General features: G+C 54.7%; 6 protein-coding genes. 3 read left to right on the top strand and 3 right to left on the bottom strand.

The annotated features are described in order from the left end of the window. Positions 1 to 3: 3 nt before the first annotated feature. A complete protein-coding gene (locus tag F0P93_RS13635) occupies positions 4 to 1,053 on the bottom strand; it encodes a sialidase family protein (protein WP_225309483.1) in 1,050 nt (349 codons plus the stop codon). A gap of 354 nt (positions 1,054 to 1,407) precedes the next feature. Here F0P93_RS13635 and F0P93_RS13630 point away from each other — a divergent pair, with 354 nt between their 5' ends. Next, entirely contained in the window at positions 1,408 to 3,813 is a 2,406-nt protein-coding gene (locus tag F0P93_RS13630) for a carboxypeptidase regulatory-like domain-containing protein (RefSeq protein WP_225309482.1), read from the top strand. A 99-nt stretch (positions 3,814 to 3,912) separates the two neighbouring features. On the opposite strand, the gene F0P93_RS13625 is transcribed toward F0P93_RS13630, so the two are convergent. Further along, the gene (locus F0P93_RS13625) at positions 3,913 to 11,070 is read right to left on the bottom strand and encodes a putative Ig domain-containing protein (protein ID WP_150876954.1); all 7,158 of its coding nucleotides are present in this window, start codon (positions 11,068 to 11,070) and stop codon (positions 3,913 to 3,915) included. A 315-nt stretch (positions 11,071 to 11,385) separates the two neighbouring features. Between F0P93_RS13625 and ispE the strand changes: the two genes are divergently transcribed. Beyond that, the gene (gene ispE, locus F0P93_RS13620; RefSeq protein ID WP_150876953.1) at positions 11,386 to 12,192 is read left to right on the top strand and encodes a 4-(cytidine 5'-diphospho)-2-C-methyl-D-erythritol kinase; all 807 of its coding nucleotides are present in this window, start codon (positions 11,386 to 11,388) and stop codon (positions 12,190 to 12,192) included. An 88-nt stretch (positions 12,193 to 12,280) separates the two neighbouring features. Here the strand turns inward: ispE and F0P93_RS13615 are convergent, their stop codons facing one another. Next, entirely contained in the window at positions 12,281 to 18,238 is a 5,958-nt protein-coding gene (locus tag F0P93_RS13615) for a putative Ig domain-containing protein (protein ID WP_191908810.1), read from the bottom strand. Between the two features lie 486 nt (positions 18,239 to 18,724). On the opposite strand from F0P93_RS13615, the gene F0P93_RS13610 reads away from it, so the two are divergent. Further along, on the top strand, positions 18,725 to 19,330 hold the full coding sequence (locus F0P93_RS13610) for a cytochrome c oxidase subunit 3 (protein WP_225309481.1): 606 nt from the start codon (positions 18,725 to 18,727) through the stop codon (positions 19,328 to 19,330). Positions 19,331 to 19,338: the final 8 nt, after the last annotated feature.

Raw genomic sequence — 19,338 nt, 5'->3', positions numbered from 1 at the left:
ATCCTACAACCCTACCGTCCCCGTCATCACCTTTCCATCCGATTCCCAGACGCAGACGGCGGTTTTGCCCACCACGGCTACACTGGGCATCTGGCCCTTTCCGACCGAAACCGCCGGCTTGGTCCCGGATTTCACCCAAACCACCCCGGCATCGTCCCAGGCCAGGAGTGGCCCCGTTGGTCCGGCGGTGAGCGTTATGTTGCGGCCGGAGGCAACGGCTTGCTCCGGTTCGCCGGGCTGGCAGGTATACAGCGTGTTTTCGCGTCGCCAGGCGGTGAAGGGTTGACCCGCAGCCGAAATCGCCACGGCACCACCGTCCATCGGGCAGGCTTTTAGTGGCCAGGTGCCGGTTCCCAGTTTTTGAGCAGGGGCATACGTTTTTCCGCCGTCGGTCGAGTGAGCCAGGTATAAATTCCGGGAGCCGTCGAGCCAGTTGCGGAACTGGACGTACACATCATTGTTTTTAGCCGCCATCGAAACTCGGCAGCATTCGCAAACCGTGCCGTCGGGGGAGCGGTAAATCACCTGATTGGCCGACCAGGTTCGGCCCCCGTCGCGGGAGGTGGTACCCACAATCTTGTTCTTCTTATCGTCCCGAAGGTCGAGCCAGGCGGCATGAAATACCCCGCGCGACGCCCCGGCAACGGCCTGAAAACCCTCTTTGGCAATCTGAGGCACATCGTTCATGCGCACGGCGGATGACCACCGGCCCGTTGCCCGATCCAGGGAATAGGCAAAAAGATCGCCCGCCCGGTTGACAGCACTGATGACGACGTACTGGGCCGTAACGGCGATTTGGGGGCCTCGCTTGGCACCTGCCACCAGGTTTGGCAGAACCGCTACCACTATAGGTGGGCCGAATGACGCGGTTTTGGTAGACGAAGTCGCGTAATAAACAGCCGAATCCTGACCAAAAGTCAGGTGCAGCTTGCCGCTGGGTTCGGCTATCACCACCGGCAAATGGCCGGGTGCAAGTGGGTGGACAGAATCGGCGGGCGGGCCAGTCAGGAGAATGGCAAATCCGTATACCATCAAATAGAAAAAGGAGGGCATGGGAATATAAAAATGAATGATCAGGATTGAGGTAGCGAATTTAGCTAATATTTGGCAGCAAGTGCCTGTTTTTCCAGGGGAACCAAAAATTGGCGTCCACTCCGCCAGTTTTTGGCTGGCATGATTTATGCACCATCAGATTTGTTACTAATTTGTGGGTTTTATTGGTATAATCGTGTTGATGGGGCAAGTTCGCAATTTATTTTTAGTTGCTTTGTCAAACAATAAAATGTGATCTGTCTAAAAAGGATGGCTTTGGCATAGTAAATGGTTTTTGCACGATCAAGTATGGGCACTTGTATTTTGAAATGTTGGCGTAAGCGCTGGTTCACCTTCGGATTGTTTTTTTGCGCGGTGGCTGTTGGCTATGCGCAATCCGATACGCTGTTGCAGCAGGCTAACCGGCAATATACCCTGAAAGCCTACGGGCGGGCCATTGAGATATACACCCAATTATTGGCCGATTTGCCGGACAAGTTGACGGCTGAACAACGCACGGCGGCCCAGGCCAATCTGGCACATTCCTATCAACTGGCGGGCGATCTGAAAAAAGCAGAACGCGCTTACCAGGAGCTGACGACCGCTACCGAATTGACCGGAAACCAGATTGAAAGTTACCTTCACTACGCTCAAACCCTGGCGGCCAACGGAAAATACAGCGAATCGCAGAAGCAGTATGACCGATACAACAAGCTGAAGGAAAAAGCCGTCCAGGCAGAATCCTCGCCTTTTTTAGACCCGGCAACGGGGGTGATCGGCAAAAAAACACCGACTCGCTACCGGCTGGAAGTCCTTGCACTCAACACCTCAAACGCTGAATTTAGTCCGATGTATTACCGGGACGGACTGGTGTTTGTATCCGGAAAAAAAGCAAGTGCCGCCATCGAAACGGCCGGGAAAGGGGGGGGAGGCAGTTACCTCGACCTCTTTTACGTCCAGGACCGGCAGCAGTTGAAGGCCACGCAGTTGATTAAAGCCGATGGCACGGTTTCGAAACCGGTGTCGGTCCGTACGCGAAAAGAACGCCGGTCCGGCGGTACTCCACGCAGCCGCGCTTCGGCCAACGATTCCCGCACGATTGGCGGATACGATGGCGGAATCAATATTTCGGAGGGGTTACGGTTTTCGAAAACCATTCAGCCTTTTAGCCGCGCTCTCAACAGCCGCTACCACGAAGGGCCGGTTACGTTTTTCAACGATGGCTATCAGGTCGTTTTTACCCGGAATAACTACGACGGCCGGCGGGTACGCCAAAGTACGGAAGGGGTAACGAACCTCAAACTGTATACCGCCGTTCAGCAAAACGGCACCTGGATCAATATTCAGGAATTACCGTTCAACAGCGACGATTACTCGGTCGGGCATCCGGCCCTGAGCAAAGACGACCGCTTGCTGTTCTTTGCTTCCGATATGCCCGGGGGCGTTGGCGGGACGGATTTGTACGTCGCCCGGAATGAAAACGGAAAGTGGTCGAAACCGGTCAATCTGGGGAAAGAAATTAATACGAAAGGCAACGATTTGTTCCCGTTTATCGATGAACGGGGCAATCTGTATTTTGCCTCGGATGGCCGAAAAGGGCTGGGGGGACTCGATATCTACTACGCCCCGCTCGTCAATGGGGCGCCCGTGGGGCCGGTCGAACACCTCGATGCGCCGATCAATTCCGATCAGGATGATTTTGGAATGATTACCGACGGAAACCGCAAAGGCGGTTATTTTAGTACCAACCGGCAAAAGGGCAATGACGATATTTTTCGGTTTGTTCGGGAAAGTTCGCTGTACGGATGCCGGAACCTGACGCTCCGGTTTTACGACGAGGTAACGAAACAACCCATCGATAGTGTGCTGATCGACATAAAAGCCCGGGGCGAAGGCCGCAAAGACCGAACGGTGGTGACCAAAAAAGACGGGTTGGTGCAATTGTGTCTGGAGTCCAACAACGATTTTATGTTTCGGGCTTCCAAAGATAGTTATGTGACCAGCACGGTTGGTTTCTCAACCAACTCACTCACCGATGACTCGCCTTCCCGGCTGGAAATTGCGCTGAATCAACCCCCGAAAATTATTGATACTGTGCAGTATGTACCGCTTCCGGCGAATGATGGCTGGGATATTGTCGATTCTCAGAAAGCCAAAGTGCGGGGTATTGTCATGAGCGAAAAAGACCGGAAACCGATCGAAGGCGTCACGGTCAATTTGAAGAACGACTGCGACGGCGCCATCCGGCAAATCACCACCGGCGCCGATGGCCGGTATGAATTTGAACTGACCGAAGGCTGCGACTACACCCTCAGTGCCTCAAAAGAACGGTATGGGACGAATACAAACCGGATTAAGAAGCTGACACCCAAAGCGACAACCAAAGTGCTGTCGGCGGATTTGAACATGCTTCGGGTGGGCGACATTGTTCAGTTGGACAACATTTACTACGATCTCGACAAATGGACGATTCGGTCGGATGCGTCGCGGGAACTGGACAAATTGGTGGCTACCATGCAGAAATATCCCCTGCTCACGGTCGAACTCCGATCCCATACCGACAGCCGGGGCGATGCGGTTTACAACCGGTATCTGTCGGCGCAGCGGGCCAATTCGGTGGTCAGTTACCTGGCATCAAAAGGGATTAGCCGCAAACGGATGGTTGCGGCCGGTTATGGCGAATCACTCCTGCTCAACAATTGCACCAATGAAGTGAATTGTACGGAAGCCGAACACCAGCGAAACCGCCGGACCGAATTCAAAGTGTTGTCGATCAAGTGAAACCGGCATCCAGGCGGTCGGTCAACCAGTTGTTTGTAAGACAGGAAACAAAAAAGCCGCAGATTGTTCGTCTGCGGCTTTTCATACTCACAATTCTTTTTACTGGGTAATCAGCAGGCGTTTAATGAGTTGCTGCTCGCCGGTTTTCAACTGGACGAAGTGAAGACCGGTTCCGCCCTGGCTCAAATCAACCGTTTGGTGCTGCACCTTACCCGTGCCGACAACGGCCTGTTGCCACGTAACCCGGCCCAGTACATCCACCACCTGCAGTTGGGCGGTTTTTTGGGCCGCCAGCCGGAAGCTGATGACCACCCGGCCGCTGCTGGGATTCGGGCTGACCGACAGATCGGAGGTGAATTCCGCCGTGGCAACTCCCTCACGACCACCATTGGGGCAATTCAGGATTTTCGGCGACCATTTCAGGGTGAAATTACCCCCCGGCACGCGACCACTGATCGAGTGGTCTTGTCCATCCTTGAGCGAAGCCGGTACCGTAAAGATGTAACCGTGGATCCCGTTGCCTTTGTTAGCGTTCTTCAGATCCTGGCGGAAAATGTTGGCATCGACCGCACCCACTACGGTGTTGCCATCCAGAAATTCAAGCGCAATCGGCGTGTTAGGGCGGTTGCGGTCCCAAACCCAACCCTGAATGCTGCTGCAATTGACCACGTCCAGGTAGCCTTCGTAACTGCCCGGTCCGCTACCACCACTGGTGGGTGGGGGCGTTGTGCCTCCGCTGGTGCTGACCGTCAGGGTGAGCGTGGTCGAAACCGGCGAATTCTGGCTGTCCTTGGCCGAATAAGTCAGCGTGAAGGTGCCGCTCACGGTCGGTGTTCCGGAGATGACCCGGGTTCCGGCATCGAAGTTGACGCCATTGGGTAATCCCGTCAGAGTATAGGTCAGCGGATCGTTTTCGGCATCGGTAAAGACCGGCAGAGCGCTGGCGGTGAAGGCAACGCTGATGGTAGCCGACAGGGGCGCGATGCTCGCCGGGGCCACCGGAGCCGCATTCGTTGGCGTTCCTCCTCCGCCAACGGTGAGCGTGAGCGTGGTCGAAACCGGTGCATGCTGGCTGTCCTTCCCGGAGTAAGTCAGCGTAAAAGTACCGCTCACAGTGGGTGTTCCGGCGATCACACGCGTATTGACATCGAAGTTGACGCCGTTGGGCAATCCCGTCAGGGTATACGTTAACGGATCGTTTTCGGCATCGGTAAAGGCTGGCAGCGCGCTGGCCGTGAAGGCCACGTTGAGAGTGGCCGATAGGCCCGAAACGGACGGAGCTACCGGGGCTGCATTCGACGGCGTTCCGGAACCGACACACCGGATGGTTTTAGGAGCCCACTTGAGGGTAAATTCCGATCCTTGCACCCGTGCCCAGATCGTGTGATTCTGGCCGTCTTTGATCTCTTCCGGTATGGGGAAGTCGTACCAGTGTACTCCGTTTCCTTTACCGGCATCCAGCAAATGCTGTTTAAAGACATTGGCTGCAATTGACCCGATGAGCCGACCCGTTGCAATCGAAGCCCCATCGAAAAACTCGACGGTGACCACCCGGTTGACACTGGTGCGGTCGTAGGCCCAGCCTGAAAGCGTATTGCAATTGACTTCCTGCGTCAGATATCCGTCGAAATTAGCCGCCGGAGCCGGTGGTGGTGTAGAACCGCCAGCGGCAACGGTTAACGCAATCGTCATATCAGCCGTGACTTTTCCATCGTTGGCGGCATACGTCAGCGAGAAGGTTCCCTGCTGCGTCGGTGTTCCGGAAATCACGCGGGTACCGGCGTTGAAACCCAGTCCCGATGGCAACCCGGTGAGGGTATAGCTCAGCGGATCGGTATCGGTGAATGCGGGCAAGGTGGACGAATAGGCGACGTTGACGGTAGCCGACAAGGGCGATACTGCCGGGGCGGCCGGAGGGACATTGGCCGGAGGAGCTGCATTCGTGATGACGAAGGTCAGCAGGGCGGAGGCTGTTTTTCCTTTGGGGTCCGTCACAATCAAGCTGGTCGTAAACGTTCCCAGTGTTGTGGGTGAACCACTCAGGGTACGGCTGGCCGCCGAGTAGCTTAGACCCGGTACGGAACCGTTGAGCGCATAAATCAACGCTCCTGATTCCGGATCGGTAAACTCGGGAATCGTATACGTTGTTGCGACACCAAGTTCGCGGTTTTGTATCGGCAGGGTAGGACCGGTCGGGGGCTGGTTGCCCGGATCATTCGGCAGCGGACTTCCGTCTCCGGGGCAGTTCAGCATTTTCGGAGAACCCATCAATTCATACGACGTTCCCTGAACCCGCATTCCGATGCTGTGATTCTGACCGTTTTTCAGCGTTGCCGGAATAATGAAGGAATACCCGTGTTGGCCGTTCCCTTTACCAGCACTAACCAGATCGGGCCGGGCCAGCGAAGCCGTAATGGTCGCAATGAGGTTGTCATTGTCCCGGATTTCAATATTCAGCGGAGTGTTGGGCTGATTGGCATCCCAAACCCACCCAAAAATATCTCCGTCGCAGTTGATCACATCCAGGAAACCTTCAAACGCGCCAGTCGGCGGAGGGGTCGACGGATTCGCAACCGTGAGCGTGAGCGTGGTCGGCACCGGAGCATGCTGGCTGTCCTTGGCCGAATACGTCAGGCTAAAGGTACCACTGACGGTGGGTGTTCCGGCGATCACGCGCGTATTGACATCGAAGTTGACACCATTCGGTAACCCCGTCAGGGTGTAATCGAGCGGATCGTTTTCGGCATCGGTAAAAACCGGCAGGGCGCTGGCCGTGAAGGCGGCATTAATGGTGGCCGACAGGGGGGCGATGCTCGCGGGGGCTACCGGAGCCGCGTTCACCGGTGGCGTGCTGCCTCCAGCGTTCACCGTGAGCGTGAGCGTGGTCGGCACCGGAGCATGCTGGCTGTCCTTGGCCGAATACGTCAGGCTAAAGGTGCCACTGACGGTGGGTGTTCCGGAGATCACGCGCGTGTTGACATCAAAGTTGACGCCATTGGGCAATCCCGTCAGGGTATACGTTAACGGATCGTTTTCGGCATCGGTAAAAACCGGCAGGGCGCTGGCCGTGAAGGCGGAATTGATGGTGGCCGACAGGGGGGCGATGCTTGCGGGGGCCACCGGGGCTGCATTCACGGGTGGCGTTCCGGTTCCGACGCAATTGATCGTTTTGGGAGACCAGTTCAGGATGTAGGTTGCCCCCTGCACCCGGCCCCAAATGGTATGCGTCTGATTGTCCTTCACACTTTCGGGAACCGTGAAGACGTACCCGTGGGCGCCATTGCCCTTGTTGGCATTTTTCAGATCCTGGCGGTAAATATCGGCGGAAATCGAACCGATGGAAACCGCAGTTGCGGCTGTGGCCCCATCCAGAAACTCAACCGTGATCGGCGTATTGGGTTTGTCCCGATCCCAGACCCATCCCGAAAACGTCGAACAGTTGACGCCATCCAGATAGCCTTCGAAGTTTCCGGTCACCACGCCACCCGCCGAAACCACCAGCGAAATCGCGAGATCGGTTTTATTCTGACTATCACTGGCCGAATACGTCAGGGCAAAGGTTCCCTGTTGGGTTGGGGTTCCGGAAATCACGCGGGTTCCCGCGTTGAAAGCCAGCCCGGAGGGCAAGCCGGTCAGTGTGTAAGAGAGCGGTTCGCTATCGGTAAAAACCGGTAATGTGTAGGTATAGGCTACATTCAGGGTAGCTGCCAGTGAAGAAACCGAAGGTTTGACCGGGGGCGGATTCGTTGGAGTCCCGCCAGGCGCTACGACCAGGGTAATGGAAAGGTCGGTTTTATTCTGGCTGTCGGCGGCTGAGTACGTAATCGTAAAGGTTCCCTGCTGGGTGGGTGTTCCGGAGATCACGCGGGTTCCGCCATCGAAAGTCAGTCCGGAAGGTAAGCCGGTCATGGTGTAGGTGAGCGGTTCGCTATCCGTAAAAGCCGCGAGCGGGCCGGAATTATACACGACATTAACCGTGGCCGATAAGGGTGACACCGATGGCTTGACCGGGGGCGGATTCACGGGTGTTCCCGTTCCTTCGCAGGTCAGCGTTTTGGGCGACCACAGCAGCACATAGGTCGATCCCTGCACCCGGCCCCAGATGGTTTGTTGCTGGTTGGTTTTGATGCTGTTCGGTACCGTAAAGCTGTAGCCATGCGCGCCATTTCCTTTCCCGGCATTCAGCAAATCCTGGCGGAAGTTACTGGCCACCGTGGTGCCGAATGAGGTGGCCGATTCAATCGACGGATTGGTGCCGGTTGCGGCCAGAAACTCGACGGTATACGGCGCATTTGGACTATCGTAGTTGAATACCCAGCCCGAAATCGTGTTGCAATTGACCACATCCAGATAGCCTTCAAAGTTTCCGGTCACCGTTGGGGGTGGGTTGCCGGTGCCGGCAGTATTGACGGTCAGCGTAACCGTCGTATTCACTGCGCTGCTCTTGCCATCCGTTGCGCTGTAAGTCAGATTGTAGGAAGTCGCCTGGGTCGGCGTGCCGCTGATGACGCGGGTGCTGGCATTGAAGTTCAACGTACCGGGCAGTCCGGTCAGGGTGTACGTCAGGGCATCCCCGTCCACATCGTTAAACGGCGGAAGCTGGCTCGACGTAAAGCTCGTGTTAACGGTGGCCGTCAAGGCACCGACCGATGGGGCGGTTGGTGGCGAATTCGCCGGTGGCGTTGTGGTTCCGGTGGTCGTACCCGTTGCCGTGTTGCTGTTGGCCGACACGTTACCGGTCGGGTCGATGGCCCGAACGAAGAAATAATACTCCGTACCCGCCGTTAACCCCGTTGCGTTGTAACTGGTACCGGAAGTAACGTCGCCAATTTTAACGTTGTTGCGATATACTTCGTAACTGGCAACGCTGGCATTATCCGTCGACGCGTTCCAGGTTAATCGCATGGAATTCTGCGTGATGTTGCTGAGTGCCAGAGACGTCGGGGCCGTTGGCGGTTGTTTGTCGGCGGCATCGGAAACCACGTTGAACGATTTCTCCACCGGACGGGCCGGTTTAAAACCGTCCCCACCATGTTGCGCGGCCCGGATAGTTACTTTGCCCAGGCGGCCCGTCAGAAACACTTTGCCTTCCGCAATGACTGCGGGTCCGGCAATGACATAGAAAACAATGGGTTTTCCCGACGAAGCAGAAGCTGCCGGTGTAAAAGCGGGTGAGTTTGGAGCCCGGTCGGCAATGTCGTTGAGCGTGATGGTTTGCGCTGTTCCGGCACAATCGGGGTAGATATACCGAATCGTCTCCGTTTTCAAGCCACCCGCATCTGTTACTTCCAGTTTCACGCCATACCAGAAGGTCAGGGTTCCATCGCAGCCAATCGGTGGCAGTGAAGCCGAGGAGGTCTGGCTGGTGGTTACAAAGTCATCGTGCTGGTGATCGTTGTGAAATAACGAAACCGTCCATTTGTAACTCAACTGATTGGCGGGGGTTTCATCGGTGATCACTGCCGACAGGTTAATGTTCCGGATTTCATCCAGATTCATCTGTGTCAACGCGTCGATGCTGGTGCTGACAATCACCGGCGCCGAATTATTGGCACTACTGACGGTGATCGCTTTCGTGGTCTGATGGCTTTTTCCGTCAGGGTCCGTAACCGTCAGTTTAACGGTGTAGACCGTCGAGGTTGCCGTCGTGGTAAAGGTATGTTCGGGGTTGGCGGACGTACTGCTCGTATTGTCGCCAAAATCCCAGGCATAGGTCAGTGCTTTTCCTTCCGGATCATAGGAGGTATTTCCGGTAAATTTAACCGTCAGTGGGCTCGATCCATTGCTTTTGTCCGACAGAATGATGGCCACCGGCGGGCTTCCACCGGCCGCTCCGTTGTAAATGACCCGACGCACGCGCTCTCCGCCATCTTCCGGATAGCGCAGGTAATACATGTTTTTATCAATTGGGTTGAATGCGATGCAGGTGATGTACTGGTACGAGCTACCCCCATCCAGCAATTTGGTCAGCGTTGCCGGTTGCGGCTGGTTGTCGCTGTCGAAAGCCATTCGGGAAATCCATCCCCCGTTGAAATCGGCGAAGTAGTAGGCGTTTTGGTATTCAGCCGGATAGTTTCCGCCACCCGGATGCCAGCTACCACCGATGGCGCAATAACCCGGTAAAAGGCTGGCTGGTGTCGCATTGACATTGGTCAGGGTTCCGTTGCGGTTCACCTGCCCCGGCCCCGAACGCCAGGAAATTACGGGTTTGCTGAAGGTAACACCCTCTGGTTTGTACTGGGTTTTGGTGTAGGCGCGGGTCGACGGGTTTTGACCTTCTTCAAAAGGCCAACCGTAGTTGGCTCCTTTTTTCACCACGTTGATTTCTTCCCAGTCCGTAAAGCCAACGTCACCCACATACAAGGCACCCGGATTACCGGCGTTGATGTCGCCACTCCCCGTGTTGGGACGGACCGACGACCGGAACGGCTGGCGAAGACCGGAAGCAAAAATCCGGCTTTTGACCGAGCGGGGGGCACTGGGGTCAAAGTTTGGATTACCCGGCATGCCATCCCCGTTTTCAGGATTGATCCGAAGGACTTTACCGGACAACGAATAATCAACCTGAGAGCGGTAACTGCCGATGTTTTCTGCAGCCGTGATGAATCCGTTCTGGATCGATTGACTGTAGTACGATTCGGAATACGATCCCTGATCGAAGGCCGGTGCGGCTCCGTCACCCGTTGGAATCAGCAGCGAGCCGTCTTCGCCCATCGAAATGCCGCCCCCGGCGTGTGAGCTGGACGTCAGCGGAATACAATCACCGGGAACCCCTTTACTCGGATTATTAGGGTCGGGTTCGCCAATCAGCACCTTGCGGCTATTGGCTTTAATGGACTTGAATCCGTCATCTTTGTTGGCTTCGTAGCGCGTAACCCGGGCATACGTTCCCTGCCATTTAACGGAGGCATATTTGATCACATAAAACAAATAAAACCGGCCGTTGGTCAGAAAATTGTTATCGAGGGTCATCCCCAACAAACCAAAATCATCATATCGTCCTATTTCTGACGATATGTCCAATAACTGCGTTTTCTGCTTTGTCTGAGGATCCACCCGGGTAATCCGGCCATCGATTCCCCACACGTACATGGCCCCGTTTTTGTCGAAAGTAAAGCCAACAGCACCAGCCAGATCACCGGCGTAAACTTCTTCTGAAAAGCCAGATTTATACTGGCCGTATCCGTTTGATACAAAAACGGTAACCAGGGTCAGGACCAGGATTAGGTTTTTGAGTTGAGTACAGAGGTTTGTCATACGTTAAAATTTACTTAAGTGTTGTCATTCAGCGCAGATCGTGCTTCACAATTGGGGTAAAATGAAATGGGAAAATCCATTCAGGGCGATAAAAAGGAGTTAGCAGAGCTAAGTACTGTATATTTAGACTCTGAAATTCAAAATTTCAGATGGGAAACTGGATGGAAATATAAGAAAAATCCAAATGAGTCCAATGTTAGTAGAAATCTAATTTACTAAGCGGTAAACTTAATGTTTTGATAATCAGATTATCGGTAACATAGCTGCGCGTCAATTGCTTTGATTAAATTATTAAAAGGTCATACTCTCTTTTAAATGATACTCTTCCCCAATGCCAAAATTAACATCGGTTTGCAGATCACGGAGAAGCGCCCGGACGGCTTTCATAACCTCGAATCGTGCTTCTATCCGGTTCCGCTGAATGACCTGCTGGAAATCATTCCGGCTTCGAAAACGTCGTTCGAAATCAGTGGAACCGACATTCCGGGCGACCCGTCCACCAACCTTTGCCTGCGGGCCTACGAACGTCTGAAGGTTGATTTTGAGTTGCCGCCCGTTCAGATGTATTTGCACAAACTCATCCCGATCGGGGCGGGTCTGGGCGGAGGTTCGGCCGATGCTGCTTTTACGCTGCGTCTGCTGAACGAGCAGTTCAACCTGGCCTTGTCAATGGAGCAATTAGAAACGTATGCACGGCAGTTAGGCAGCGATTGTGCGTTTTTTATTCAGAATCGACCCTTGTATTGCTTCGAAAAGGGGGATCACTTTCAGGATATTGACGTATCACTCCGCGGGTATACCATCGTACTGGTGTATCCCAATCTGGCCATTTCAACGGCCGAAGCCTATGCCAACGTTCGACCCCAAAAACCCCTTGCATCGCTGCGTGCGTTGTTGCAAAATCCGGTTGGAACCTGGCGAAATACCATCCGGAATGATTTTGAAACCAGCCTTTTTCCGGTCTATCCGATTCTGCATACAGTGAAACAAGAACTATACCAAGCGGGGGCTATCTATGCCAGTATGAGTGGTTCGGGCTCCACTATTTACGGTATTTTCGAGCAAGCGGTATCGTTACCGGATTATTTCCATGCCTACCAGGTCTGGCAGAAAACCATATGAGCGGTTATTGAAAACAAAAACGATGCTAAAGTAAAAAACCCGCCAGTTTTCACGGGCGGGTTCTTCACTTTAGCAGTAAGCCGAATCTTTAGCGGCTAATCAGCAAGCGTCTGGTAACAATCTGCTTGGCAGTCTGCAACTGAATTAAGTACAAATTGGCTCCATCCGAACTCAGATCGACGGTTTCGCGCTCCACTTTGCCCGTGCCAATGGTGGGTTTTTGCCAGATCGAACGACCCATCATATCCACTACCTGCAAATCAGCCCAGCGATCGGCTTCCACCATATACCTGATTTCGACCTTGCCCCGGCTGGGGTTCGGGCTAACCGTGAGTTCCATGCTTAACTCGACGCGCTCGTCTGTTCCCTGCCGACTGCCATTGGGGCAATTCAGGATTTTTGGCGACCATTTCAGGGTGAAATTACCCCCCGGAACCCGGCCACTGATCGAGTGGTTCTGCCCATCCTTGAGCGAAGCCGGAACCGTAAAACTATAGCCGTGAATCCCGTTGCCCTTGCCGGCGTTCTTCAGATCCTGCCGGAAAATGTTGGCGTCGACCGCACCTACTACGGTGTTTCCATCCAGGAATTCAACGGTAATCGGCGTATTGGGGCGGTTTCGATCCCAAAGCCAGCCCTGAATGCTGCTGCAATTGACCACATCCAGGTAACCTTCGTAACTGCCTGGTCCGCTGCCGCCACTGGTGGGGGGCGGATTCGTGCCTCCGCCGGTGTTGACCGTCAGGGTGAGGGTGGTGGAAACCGGGGCGTGTTGGCTGTCTTTGGCCGAATAAGTGAGCGTAAAGGTGCCGCTGACGGTCGATGTTCCGGAGATGACCCGGGTTCCGGCATCAAAGTTGACGCCGTTGGGCAAACCCGTCAGGGTGTAGGTCAACGGATCGTTTTCGGCATCGGTGAAGGCGGGCAATGCACTGGCCGTGAAGGCGACATTGATAGTCGCCGACAAGCCCGAAACCGCGGGTGCGACCGGCGCGGCATTGGCTGGCGGTGTTCCGCTTCCCGCACAATTGATGATTTTCGGTGAATCTTTCAGCGTAAACTCGGACCCGACAACCCGCGCCCAGATGGTCTGGTTCTGGCCATTTTTGATGCTTTCCGGCATCGGGAAATCAAACCAGTGTATCCCGTTTCCTTTGCCGGCATCCAGCAGGTGCTGTTTGAAAACATCAGCGGGAATGGATCCTAGTGACGTACCGTTGGCAATCGAAGCGCCAACGAATAACTCGACCGTGACCACCGCATTGCCTTTGGCCCGTTCCCAAGCCCAACCCGAAATTGTGTTACAACTGACTTCCTTCGCCAGATACCCGTCGAAATTAGCCGCCGGAGCCGGTGGGGGCGTGGTGCCGCCAGCCGCAACAGTTAACGCAATCGTCATGTCTTCCGTGACTTTTCCGTCATTGGCCGCATAGGTTAAATTGAAGGTTCCCTGCTGGGTAGGTGTTCCGGAAATGACGCGGGTGCCGGTATTGAAACCGAGTCCCGATGGCAATCCGGTGAGGGTATAAGACAGCGGATCGGTATCGGTGAAAGCCGGTAGGGTAGACGAATAGGCGACATTGACGGTGGCCGAGAGGGGCGAAACCGCCGGAGCAGCCGGAGGAACGTTGGCCGGTGGCGTACCTCCTCCCGCGTTGACGGTCAGTGTCAGCGTAATCGGCACTGGGGCATGCTGGCTGTCCTTCGCCGAATAGGTCAGTGTGAAAGTCCCTTGTTGCGTCGGCGTTCCGGAAATCACGCGCGTATTGGCATCAAACGACAGGTTGTCGGGTAAGCCCGTCAGCGTGTAGGTCAGTGCATCGTTCTCGGCATCCGTGAAAACCGGCAGCGCGCTGGCCGTGAAACCCACGTTCACCGTCGCCGACAGGGGCGAAACCGCCGGGGCTACCGGGGCGGCATTGGCGGGTGGCGTTCCGGTTCCGACACAGGTAATCGTTTTGGGAGCCCACTTGAGAATGAACTCCGAGCCGACCACCCGCGCCCAGATCGTATGCGTCTGGTTGTCCTTGAGCCGTTCCGGCACCACAAAGCTGTAGCCGTGGGCGCCATTACCTTTGTTGGCATTTTTCAGGTCCTGCCGGAAAATATTGGCCACGGTTTGGTCGATCACCGTTGAACCGGCCACGGTTGGCCCGTCCATAAACTCGATGGTGATGGGCGTGTTCGGTTTATCGCGGTCCCAGATCCAGCCGGAAAAAGTGGAGCAGTTGACCACATCGAGATAACCTTCGAAGCTGCCCGTGACCACCGGGGGCGGATTGCCGGTTCCGGCGGCTACGGCCAGGCTGATGGGAACGGACGAAGTGACTTTTCCGTCGCTGGCCGCATAGGTGAGCGGGAAAGTGCCCTGCTGGGTGGCTGTTCCGGAAATGACGCGGGTGTCGGCGTTGAAACCGAGTCCCGACGGCAATCCGGTGAGGGTGTAGCTGAGCGGATCGGTATCAGTGAAAACCGGTAGCGTTATTGAATAAGCTGCGTTGACGGTGGCCGAGAGGGGCGAAACCGTCGGTGCGGCCGGTGGCACATTGGCCGGCGGGTTGTTGGTTTCGTTGACTACCAGCGAAAAGACAACGCTGGTTTTGGCCCCTGGCTGATCGGTGGCAGTATAGGTCAGGCTAAACGTGCCGGTGGTGGCAGGTGTTCCGGACACCACCCGTGTCGAGGCATTGAACGTCAGGTTTTGAGGCAGTCCCTGGAGTTCATAGGTCAGGGGGGTGCTTTCCGGGTCGGTAAAAGCGGCCAGGGCTGCGGACGTAAAAGCGGTATTTACGAAAGCCGACAAAGACGATACCGAAGGCGGGGTGGGTGGCAGGTTGGCGGGTGGGACTCCGCTACCGGCACAATTGATGGTTTTAGGAGCCCACTTGAGAATGAACTCGGAATTCTGTACCCGCGCCCAGATGGTGCGGTTCGTGCTGGTTTTAACGCTTTCCGGGATCGGGAAGTTGTACCAGTGTTCGCCGTTTCCTTTGCCCGCATCTTTCAAATGTTGCTGGAAGACGTTAGCCAAAATAGACCCCAGCGGAGTACCGGCGGTAATGGAAGCTCCCTCAAAAAACTCGATCGTAACGGGGGCATTGGGGGCCGTTCGGTCCCAGGCCCAGCCCGAAAGCGTGCTGCAATTGACTTCCTGTGTCAGATACCCGTCCAGGTTCGCAGTCGGTATGGTGGATGTTCCATTGACCGCCAGCGTGACGAGGGTCGTCACCGCCGGGTGCTGGTTATCCGTGGCCGAATACGTGAGCGAATAGGTTCCGGTAGCGGTTGGAGTGCCCGTAATGGTTCGGTTGGCCGCATTGAAATTCAACGTTCCGGGTAAACCCGCCAGCGAATGGGTCAACGCATCGCCTTCCGGATCGGTAAAGGCTGGCAGCGCATTGGACGTATAAAGGACATTCACCGTGGCCGCATTGAGCGAAAGCGTGCCGGGAACCACCGGAGGCTGGTTGCCGGACGGCGCGGCCGCGGTGGTTGCATTGGCGGTGTTGCTGTTGCCTGAACTGTTTGATGCGGCATCCCGCGCTACCACATGGAAGGCGTAAGCGGTGCTGGGGCTCAGTCCCGTAACGGCAAACGTAGTACCCGAGACCAGGTTGGTATTGATTTTTGTACCGCCCTGGTAGACATCATAGCCGGTTACGCCCACATTATCCGTAGACGCGTTCCAGTTCAGTTGCAGGGATGTGGCGGTGATGTTGGAAACAGCCAGACCAGAGGGGGCCGAAGGGTTCTGCGTATCGGGCGTTGAAGGGACATTGTTGGTCACCATAAAAGACCGCTCGACCGGCTGCGCGTATTTGTACTGACCGTTTCCGTGTTGGGTGGCCCGGATCGTTACCCGGCCAATACCGCCCGTTAACCGGACCTGCCCATTTTCGATGACGGCGGGGCCATCGGCTACATACAGGGAAATGGGCAGACCGGAAGTGGCCGAAACCGGGGGCCTGAACGCCGGTGCGGTGGGAGCCTTGTCGCCAATCGGATCAAAGGTGATGGACTGCTGTTGCCCCGAACAGTTCAGGTAAACGTATTTGGTGTAGGTCGTTGTGAGGCCACCCCCGTCGGTAACGTCCAGAACCAGGCCGTACCAATAGCTGGCTTCGCCGTCACAGTCGCCTTCCGTCAGGGTAACCGTTCCGGTTGGGCCGTTGAAAATAGACACCGAGTGCCGGTGGTCATTGTGGTAGAGATACACATTCCACTGGTATTTCAACTGATCTGCCGGGGTCTGGCTGTCCGTCGCCGTCGCATTCAGGTTGATCGTTTGCGGCAGCGAAACCGAGTTGTAGCCGTCGACACTGGTGGTTTGAATGGTTGGGGGCGTGTTGTTAAGCGAAATAACCGTCTGCGTGGTATTGCTTTTTCCCTGCGCATCCGTCACTTTCAGCGAAACGTTGTAGGACTTTTGGCCGCCGAAGGTAAAGGTTTTGGCCGGCGGGTTTTTGGTCAGGTCTTTGGAACTGCCATCGCCAAAATTCCATTCATAACTCAGATTCGTTCCTTCAGGATCATACGAGTCATTGGCGGAGAAATTAACAACCAGCGGACTGTTGCCAAACGATTTATCCTGGGTGATGACGGCAGTTGGCGGTTGGTTGGTGGTAAAGGCAAACTGACGAACCAGCGATTTTTCGCCCAGCGTAACGTAGTAAATGTTCCGGTCGTAGGGGTTGAACGCCATGCCCACAATCCGTTCCGAGAAGGGCGTGACGGTCATTTTCGTGGCCATTTTAAAGAGGCTCCCCGCTTCCGGATTTTCGTCATGCCCAAATTTGGCCCCCGCAATCCAGCCCGTTCCGTAATCGGCAAAGTAATACGTGTCCTGAAATTCTTTCGGGTAATTTCCTCCGCCTTCGTGCCAGACTCCACCGATGATGCAGTTTCCTTCGAGCGGCCGTTTGTCGGAGCTAACAACGGTATTGCCCTGAATGATTTCCGTGTTCTTGTTCTCCCGGTACTGAATTCGGGGTTTGATGGGGTTCGCTGGTTTGAAAACTTCCGTTTTCCAGTAACCGATTCGACCCTGGGCCTGGCCTTCGTAGTAGGGCCAGCCAAAATTCTGGCCCGGTGCCGTGACCACATTCAGTTCTTCCCAAGACGAAAAACCCACATCGCCGACGTAAAGAACGCCCGGATTTCCGCTGGATGGATCCGGATTACCCGTATTAGGCCGTACCGACATTTTGAAGGCCTGCCGGAAACCAAGGGCGTATACCCGGTTCTGGGCCAGTTTCAGGTCCGAACCGGCACCTTTGTAGAAAGGGTTCGAAGGGTACCCTTCTCCATTTTCCGGGTTAATGCGTAGAATCTTACCGCAAAGCGAAAACAGGGCTTGTGAACGGTAGGCCCCGATGTTCTCCGTAAGCCGGTCCGGGCTATAGGTGTTGCAGCCGCCGTAGCCGTCCGACGGAATGGTTTTGATGATTTTTTTGTCGATGGCCTGTGTATACCAGGTCGTGTTGTTACACCCAATGTCTACCTCCACAAAGCTGGCGGCATCACCCGTGCCCAACAGAATACTACCATCGGTTCCGGTGGTCAGCCCACCGCCGGCGTGCGAAGCGGTAATGACCGGAATCGCGTCCTCCAGGGTTTCGCCAATCAGAATTTTGCGGCTGGCCGGATCGGCCTTATACTCGTTATTGGGATTGACGGTATACCGAACCAGTCGCCCGATGGTGGCGATATTATCGGTAGACTGATTGGCCTGATAACCTGGTTTTCCAAAATTTTCGTACCAGTACATATCGACCGTGTAATAGACAAAAAACCGGCCGTTGGTCAAAAAGTCGCGATCCAGCGTAAATCCAAGCAGGCCGTGGTCGCCGTATCCCGCCACTTCTTCCTGAATATCCAGAATAACCGTGGCCTTGGTCTCACCCCTTTTGACCCGGTAGACCAATCCATACCGGCACGCAACATACAGGTTGCCGGCTTTGTCGAAAACTAAATTGGTGGCAGCTTTAAAACTAACAGCGGGATTGGGAGCGGGGGTAACGGAGTTAATGTAATCCTTGTCTTCCATATTTATTCCCACTTGCCCGTACCCGATCAGTGACAGGAATACAGACAATATCAAAGCAGCACAGGTACGTGAAGTAAAGGAGTTAAGCATAGAAAGATGAGTTAATAAATACCAATAGGCACCTCAGCCAGAAAGCGGGACGAATAGAAGAATCTTAATATTTTGGAAAGATAGCTAACAAAAACTGGGCCGCAAAACCTGAAGTTACTTAAACTTAGTATCCGGTTATCCATAATCTCCCCGATATAATTATGTTTTAAGCCGGAATTGTCTGTTTTTATGGACTTTACAAATATAAATCAATACTTTTTCATGAAGTCATAATTAATTTTAGGGTAGTGTGGTAACATGCTTTTAATTGGGGGCTGAAGGACTTTATCCGTCCCAAATCGTGTTGTATTTTTACAAACTGCCAAACCCGCCAAACCATTTTTGGCCGGTTTGCGTTTGGCAGACAAACCCTAAAAACCGTGGTGGTGTCGCCCGATGGAAACCCGTCGCCAGAATAACTTTATGACGCGTCGCCGGGAGCCCAAGCGCTTCATGCTGTGGCTGTGCATTGCCGCCAGTGTTTTTAGTTTTACCGTCCTGCTGCTGGCTTACATCGCCCGAAAAGTCAGTTCCGACTGGCGCGATGTTCCCCTGCCGACGGTTTTTCTGGCCAGCACGGGCGTTATTCTGGCCAGTAGTCTGACGTTGCACATTGCCAACGGAGCCTTTCGACACGAGCGGTTTACCCAATACCGGCTGTATCTGGGCACGACGCTTTTTCTGGGCACCCTGTTCGTGGTGCTACAGGTGCTGGGTTGGCGGGAATTGATGCTGAAGGGCGTTTATCTGCAAACGACCCCGTCCGGCAGCTTTCTGTTTGTGTTGTCGGGGTTGCATCTGCTGCACATTGTGGTGGGCTTGATTTTTCTGTCCATTGCATTTGCCGAAGCGATGCGCCGAATCCCGTACGTCGACGCCTTTGTTTACAGCGTTAATCCGCCCAACTTACTAAAAATTAAGTTGTTTACGCTATTCTGGCATTTTGTGGACGTGTTGTGGCTGTGCCTTTTTCTGTTTTTACTCTATCACCACGGCGTGTAAATTCACCA

The organism is Larkinella humicola, assembly GCF_008727875.1.
Classification (GTDB): Bacteria; Bacteroidota; Bacteroidia; order Cytophagales; family Spirosomataceae; genus Larkinella; species Larkinella humicola.
Note: the sequence above shows the minus strand (reverse complement) of the source record. Positions and strands in the feature narration are given on the sequence as shown.